At 61.9% G+C, this 451-nt stretch carries 1 protein-coding gene; it reads left to right on the top strand.

From position 1 onward, the window contains the following. Window positions 1-451: 5-formyltetrahydrofolate cyclo-ligase family protein (locus tag AC1D0P_RS29505; RefSeq protein ID WP_477679978.1), on the top strand; the 451-nt coding region annotated here is incomplete at both ends.

The raw sequence follows: 451 nt of genomic DNA, 5'->3' as shown, positions 1-451 counted from the left end.
TGTCTGAACAGGGACGCTGGTCGGGACGCAATATCGCCAAGGACTTTGTGCGTGACCGCATCTGGCGAACCCTCGAGGATACCGGCGTCGCCGTCGGTCCGGCCTGGAGCATGATCCCAAATTTCGTCGGCGCCGACATGGCCGCCTGGCATCTGGCCCAGACGCCGGAATGGAAGTCGGCGCGCACCATCAAGACCAATCCGGATGCGCCGCAGATTCCCATTCGCCTGCGCGCTCTTTACGAAGGCAAGATCGTCTATGCGCCCGTGCCCTATCTCACCAAAGACTTCCCCTATCTCAGGCTCGATCCGGTGATCCTGACGGCCAACGGCATTTCCTACGAACTTGCCGCCACGTCGCAGGGTTTCATCGAGCACGGCGAAAGGATCAGCTTCGAGGAGGTCGAGAGGCTGGATTTCTGCGTCCTCGGATCCGTGGCGGCGAGCCGCAC

The sequence above is a fragment of the Polaromonas sp. P1_G2 genome, assembly GCF_056405515.1.
The sequence above is the reverse complement of the archived record's forward strand: the minus strand, read 5'-3'. Positions and strand labels throughout refer to the sequence as shown.